Below are 6,643 nucleotides of genomic sequence, written 5' to 3' on the forward strand. Positions count from 1 at the left end.
AAAGCTGCAATTTCCTGAAGACGATTAGCGCCAGAACCACTAGTTTTATAGGCTCAAACGAGTTATACAGGTCGAACTCAATAACAATATCGCCAAGCGAGATTTGCGCTCGTATGTCATCTGGCGAAAGCTGAATTTTGCCAGCCAGTTTTTCAGGGCGATCAATTCAGACCGCTGATAGTGACCATCATTGGCAATGCCCACAAGATCGGCATCTCAAGCTATCACTTCATTCGCGCAGCTTGTGAGGAGCACATGATGACGGGCAAGGTGACGACGCGATTCGTGTTCGATCAGCCCGGCTGCTGCCTCGGGCCTGAATCTGCCACACGCAGTGGCTATGCCGTGAACGGGTACCTCCAAGCAGGACCCTACCCACACGAAATGCCGGAAGACCCCCCTATTCATTGAGCCTGAATCAAAAATAATAGAGGAAGTAGCTCAAATCATCCTAAAACTTTACAAATTCAGGTTTCCACCACTCACTTCGACAGGACCCGAACTGATAGTTTCGTAAAATCTATTCATTTCCTTAGCCTCTCTGAAACTCATGGCAATTTGAAATAGCTCAGTAGATAAATCTTCATAATTAGCAGGAAGTGTGGCGTCAGTCGAAAACAATTGCTGTAGCGGCGCACGTATTTCTCTCGGCATCATTCTAAAGAAAGCTGTGTTTCGTAATATACCCACAATTTTATCAACCCCATCAGGATATCTCCTCGCGCTTCCAGCAGAGTTCTCCCACAACGTAGAAGTTGCTACTGGTTCCAACCCCAACCACTTGAACATATTAGTGGCAAGTATGCTCTGCGTAGAATCTTTCACCAAGTCATCAAACCGAACTACAAATATATTTTTAGCACCAGCCTCTTCCACAAGCCTCACCAATGCGCCAGACGCGTCTAACGCACCTCGCAATTCGTTAAGAACATCTTTCTTTTCAGTTTGCACGTTCACGCTTCTCCTGCTGAATACGTGCGCTAGGTAACTTCTGCACATATCTTCTGCCCTTCTCACACAAAGAAAGAAATACGCATCTTCTGGCTTTAGACCGGATGCTTTGATATTGCGAAAAAAAGTATCTCTGTTATCAGTCAATCCGTATGAGGTAGTAAAATCCAACAGAACTTTGGTTCTGTTCGAAACACGATACCCAGACAATCTCTTTTTTTCACTAGTATATCTCAGAAAATCTGCAGGCTCTTTTTGATTGTGCAGACAGATTTCAGCATGCCCCCCTAACAGACTTGACACAGTAGTTGATCCGCACTTTGGCATGCCAAAACAGAATGCATTAATGTATTTCATATTATCCATAAGTACTACCCCCATCATCCCTAGCATACTCACTCTCCAAAAACGACCACAACGGATGATCGTAATAATCATCACTTAAGCTAAAGAACTTTGAAAGCACCCTGCCTGCATCACGCTCATAACAAATATCATAACGAGCTATGTCGATTAAGCGCTCTTTAGGATACTGACCATCGTGCATTAATATTTTCTTTATAGCCGCAGATATCTCCATAGGACTATCGGAATCAGCGACCGCGCCGATGCCATACTTTAATACAACCAATTCAAGCCCTGGAAAATCAGACGAAACAATCGGCAAGCCAGATCGTAGATACTCTGTTAAACGACCAGGTCCTTGGTAAAAATTTGCCAAATCAGTATCACTATACAATAACATGCCCAAATCACACGCAGAATAGACTTCTAAAAGCCTACTGTAGTTTAACCTTGACATAACAACTACACGTTCAGAAACTCCCAGCAATTCAGCTTCGTCGATACACTCACGCCTTCTAGTTGAATTCGCATCCATCCCTGTAAAGACTAGTACATATTTTTCTTCTAACTCTAGCAAAGCAGCCATTAGTCGGTCTGACTTCCTTCTAGAGAAATATGGACCTCCCGCAGCGATAAATAACACCGTATCAACATCTACGGAGCAGCCAGCAGATACTGCATTTGCCATTATTTCACTTCTTACACTCGATCTTCTACGCATTGCGGGCCATTTTGAAGGCAAAGATGTTCTTATTACTTCGGGAGTGCGCCTTAGATTCCTCGCGACCTGCATCACTTTAGCTCTGTTTATCTCATTACAAATAACGAGATCAGATCTTCTGGCTAATATCTTTTCAGTGGAATTGTACAACCAATATATATCTGGTTTAAAGTCTTGGGTGTGATAAATAATCTCGATTTTTTTGAAAACTAAAGGCACCCAGAATGTCAACACGCTTTGTTGAGCGCCTTGCACATATACGATATCGACCTCCCCCTTTAACAATCGGAAAAACAATGCAAACCCAAGCTTGCACCCTGCGAGGGCACGGCTATTACTCGAAAAGCTAACAAACTTGAGACTAGAAATTTTCCGAGCCCAACTCGGTACCGGTTTAACAGAAGTTGTAAAGTAATACACAAAGTGTCCATTGAGAGCCATCCATATAGCTGCCATGGCCTGATGCGGCGAACGCCCTTCTTCCAAGTCATACCCGACATATATAACTTTTTTCATCTAAATCTACGTGCCTTTGCAAATTTCAATTAAATATCTATTTTTGCGAGCTTTTATCTGACAGGTCGAAATATTTAATCCTAAATATGGATCTGACTAATCTAAACTGCTCATAGAATATTGGCCTAAGCTCCTTAAATACCAAATTAGAAAATACTGCTTGAACAAACGCACTTAAAACTACACCAATTACTGCTCCAATAATTCGATACTCGAAGAAAAGCAGCGTCACAAATACGATTGAAGCCCCTCCCCCTAACAGAACACGGTATACAGACATTCGGTAATAGCCATTGCAAATCAGCCAGACTTCTTGTATTGAACCCAATACTATCGGGATCGTGATCAATGCATAAATAGAGGATACGTACCTAACTTCGTCATAAGCTTGTCCAAATATCATGGGAGTGATCCAAGGAAGAAAAATTGCCAGCATAATTACGATGCCAATGATTATAGCGAAGTAATTCTTCGTTGACTCAAAAGGGAACCTTCCAAGACCACCCACAGAACACTCTCGGTATGCTGCCGGCCTTACAGCAGAGAATAAAGCCATTGCCAACCCCGTCACTGCATCAGGTATTCTAGATGCAGCATTATATAGCGCAGCTAACTCAGGGAGCCCAAGACTGCTAAATAGTAAAATAGGATACCTTAGTGAAAAACTAGCGGCAAATTCGGTAGGAAGTAACTTCATCGCTAAAGCTATAGAGTCTTTCAAACCATTTCGCCCTATTTCAAAATCAAGATAATACCTACTTGGCACACGGAGCAAAACCATATATATAATAGCTTCGAACACAAAACTAAACAAAAATATTATTTTACTAGAAAACAACGCCGCCACAAGTTTTATGCTAAATACGGATATTCCAGCAAGCACCCTAGTTCCAGCCAACAACTTGTATTTCTTATCCTCCTCAACGTACCGAAGATTTAACTTATTTATAGAGCACGCGCCTAGAAAAAACGAAACCACTACGACCGACAGTTCGAGATAATAAAAATAGCTCACTGCCGCGAGAGCAAGTGAAACGCCAACAACTATCAGAAATGAAGAACAGTAAAATGCACCGGCAACATCGTCTCGCCGACTAATAATGGACGTATAAATCTTTGACAAGCCACTAGCAACTGGGACTACCATTACACCATTCAATGCGACTATCGAAACAACCATTCCAATATCTTTTGGATGCAAACTCCTAAATATTAATATAGTGCCCGCTAGCGACAAAACCAATTGTAATATGTGAGCGCCACCTAGGTAACTAAACCTAGATTTAGCTATTCCTAGTAGATTCACGATCTGACTACAGCTTTCAATAGTGCTTCTGCCCCATCAGTATAATAAAATTCACCAGAATTTGAAAAACAACCCAACTCTAATGCTTTATAAAGTTCATCCTTAAAATCACTTAATGAATCATCGTAAACGCACACCCCAGCACTATTTGCGAAATCACGCACCGCATCAATATTGCCCAATACCGGCAAACCCATAATTAAAGCTTCTGAAACACGAGTCAAAGACCCTGTAGTTTTTGCTTGATGCACCCAGATACACATAGCGCCAACCAATAGCTCTGCGAGCTCTTCATCTGTTGGATTATTGTATGAAAAAATAGATAGGTCATTATATTTTTCTTCTCCAGGCAGCTTTCGACCGGCCAATACAAATTGAATATCCAACTGATATTCTCTGATTATCTTGAATTGCTCCAACATTCCCATGTATGTAGGAGTGTTTTGGGCTGAGCCCAATATTATGACATGACTCTTACCCGAGTTCTTTCTTCTAGCTTTAATACTTTCTAGATATTTTTTTCTAGCCGTTGTAGGCGAGAAAGGATAATAGATACTAGCGAGTCCGAATGAGTCGTACATATGAGTATCAAATTGAGAAATTCCAGCAACGACATTGGCATGACTTAGAGCAGCCACTTCTAGATTGAAACTAGATAATATTTCAACAGTAGTGTATTTTTGTATTCTTGGCACGAGCGATTCCACATTGTGAGGAAAGGCTATGAGCATCGCCTCTGGCCATAATCTTCTCAAAACGATCCCGGCATAACTAAGCGGGTCAGTATGTGGCTCCCAAAAAATGACATTAGGCCGCCTTATTATTTTCATCTTACCTATGTAATCTTCAAGGATGGCTAACTTTAGAGGCGACAGTAAACCGAAGCGAAACTCCCTCAGATATTTAAATGACTTAATAGCAATGCCAAACATAGAGCAAAGATTGAATTTGATGTGTTTGGCACCAGGATATTCCAACACTTGAGTGTCGAAACCTACTATATTGTGAGCCTGCACTTGAATTTGTGAAGAACGCAATTCAGTCCCTCCTACGCTCTTACTTCGCTTAGAACGGACAATAAGAATACTATTCATTTGCCTACTCGCAGGATTTTATTCTAGAATTAATAAAAACTGCGTTAATATCGTGTATTTTTAGAAGGTGACCGGGATTGGACTGATACACAGCAGCCATAACAAACCCCCTTTCCTCGAGCATTTGCACGTGCTCCTTCCAGTCTACTTTTGTAGAGTAAAGATCTGACATTGATATTTCAGTTAATATACAGCAGACCCTTTCTTCTAGCTGCGTGCACGCCTCAACAATCTCATAGTCCATACCCTGACTATCTATTTTTACAAACACGTTCAGACCACTACTACAAAACATGTGGCTTTTCAATATTGAATCCAAAGTAAGTGTGTTTACATCAACTACGGCGTTCACTAAAATCTTTTCGGCCAACATCGGATCTATGTCTTCAGGACGCTTGAGACTACTAAATTCATCATTATTTGTTATATAAAATTTCTGATTAGATTCACTGGCATCAACTGCACAATTCAATATTTTAACCATATTGTTTGAAACCTGCTTGGCCGCGAAGCCGCCAATAGCATCCTTATTTGGCTCGACACACAGAACTCCTATCTTATTCTTTGAATGCTTTATCACTTTTCTTGCAAACTTCCCTCTATTCGCCCCTATATCTACAACTTGCCTGACAGGCATATTATTTAATATATCTGCAATTATCGAGCTCTCATCGTATTCAAAACGACGAGACATATCAATTAACCTAATATTAACAAGAAATTTCTTCGCCCTACGTACTGAGTTAATAAATTTCGTACCAACCATAACCAGATCTCCACAAATTATTTTACAACCGATATATATAAACGGGTGTCTATTGCAATATAACTAATACTTATTTTCGCAAGCACCAAATTAACAACCTAAGCAAAAAAGGCTTATTAGATACAGGTATATGACCTATTTCTTAGAATAATTATAAGGTATTGATTAACACTGCACTGAAACTTCTATTCGAATCGTGCGGTATCTTGCAGTATAGTTAAACGTTAAGTAAATATCACACTTCCTATATTCTACGATTCAAAATCGCCGATCCGATTATTAGTCCAGACTATAAACCCTCCAAACCACGCTTCTTGTCTAGTGTTTTGCAATAACTATCGGCTAGCATATCGATCTCTTCCTATGATTTACATAGTGCTAGCAAGCAAACCCTAACGCAGTAGCAGGTGGTATCAACCGGTCATCACAAAACCTGTCAAAGCATCACCGGCTAAAGCCAGGACGTCGGCCAGTTGGCCGACTCTTGCTCTCTCCCTAGATGACATTGAATTCATCATCGGGCTCGGGGGCTTCTGAGTCTTGATGTATTACTTCCACATCTCATCCGTTACATTCCCGCTACTGCAAAGCTAGTACCCCCGAGTCCACAAATATTTACCCCAATATCGCTTCTTTAGCAGTGCGAACTCCGAGAGCAATCTATGCGAACTCTTTCCCTTCATGAACTGAACTGCCTGTGTCACCGAAAGCTCGGTATTTGTCAACAGAGTTGCGCGTTAAATCAGGATACAGCTTCTTCTCTTTTATCCGGGTTCAGCGTTATCACCGGCTGACGAACCCAGTTTCTGGTATCGCCACTCCAGCGCTCTGGGTTAGCGGCTTTCGCCTGCTGGTACACCTCGTGACGGTACCCGTTCACTGCATAGCCACTGCGTGAAGCCGGTTCAGGCTTGAGGTAGCAGCCCGGGCGGGTCGAATACGAA

Annotated in this window: 7 protein-coding genes; all 7 read right to left on the bottom strand. The window is 41.5% G+C overall.

Going from position 1 to position 6,643, the window contains the following annotated elements; all coding sequences use genetic code 11:
* Positions 1 to 459: 459 nt before the first annotated feature.
* A complete protein-coding gene (locus tag ACUNV4_RS30075; protein ID WP_430882376.1) occupies positions 460 to 1,317 on the bottom strand; it encodes a hypothetical protein in 858 nt (285 codons plus the stop codon).
* Complete coding sequence (locus tag ACUNV4_RS30080; protein WP_430882377.1) at positions 1,310 to 2,533, bottom strand: glycosyltransferase; 1,224 nt, start codon at positions 2,531 to 2,533, stop codon at positions 1,310 to 1,312. The genes ACUNV4_RS30075 and ACUNV4_RS30080 overlap by 8 nt, the downstream gene beginning before the upstream one ends.
* 37 nt (positions 2,534 to 2,570) lie before the next feature.
* A complete protein-coding gene (locus tag ACUNV4_RS30085) occupies positions 2,571 to 3,839 on the bottom strand; it encodes a lipopolysaccharide biosynthesis protein (protein WP_430882378.1) in 1,269 nt (422 codons plus the stop codon).
* Entirely contained in the window at positions 3,836 to 4,933 is a 1,098-nt protein-coding gene (locus ACUNV4_RS30090; protein ID WP_430882379.1) for a hypothetical protein, read from the bottom strand. Before ACUNV4_RS30090 ends, ACUNV4_RS30085 begins: the two co-directional genes overlap by 4 nt.
* A 4-nt stretch (positions 4,934 to 4,937) precedes the next feature.
* Positions 4,938 to 5,627, bottom strand: coding sequence for an FkbM family methyltransferase (locus ACUNV4_RS30095; RefSeq protein ID WP_430882380.1), 690 nt, complete (start codon positions 5,625 to 5,627; stop codon positions 4,938 to 4,940).
* A gap of 662 nt (positions 5,628 to 6,289) precedes the next feature.
* On the bottom strand, positions 6,290 to 6,424 hold the full coding sequence (locus ACUNV4_RS30100) for a transposase (protein WP_430882381.1): 135 nt from the start codon (positions 6,422 to 6,424) through the stop codon (positions 6,290 to 6,292).
* A gap of 17 nt (positions 6,425 to 6,441) precedes the next feature.
* Positions 6,442 to 6,643: hypothetical protein (locus tag ACUNV4_RS30105; RefSeq protein ID WP_430882382.1), on the bottom strand; the 202-nt coding region annotated here is incomplete at its 5' end.

Source organism: Granulosicoccus sp. 3-233 (genome assembly GCF_052681095.1).

Excerpts from the sequence above, each read along its gene's own strand:
- ACUNV4_RS30075 (WP_430882376.1), bottom strand. The coding sequence starts at position 1,317 with ATGGATAATATGAAATACATTAATGCATTCTGTTTTGGCATGCCAAAG.
- ACUNV4_RS30080 (WP_430882377.1), bottom strand. The coding sequence starts at position 2,533 with ATGAAAAAAGTTATATATGTCGGGTATGACTTGGAAGAAGGGCGTTCG.
- ACUNV4_RS30090 (WP_430882379.1), bottom strand. The coding sequence starts at position 4,933 with ATGAATAGTATTCTTATTGTCCGTTCTAAGCGAAGTAAGAGCGTAGGA.
- ACUNV4_RS30095 (WP_430882380.1), bottom strand. The coding sequence starts at position 5,627 with ATGTCTCGTCGTTTTGAATACGATGAGAGCTCGATAATTGCAGATATA.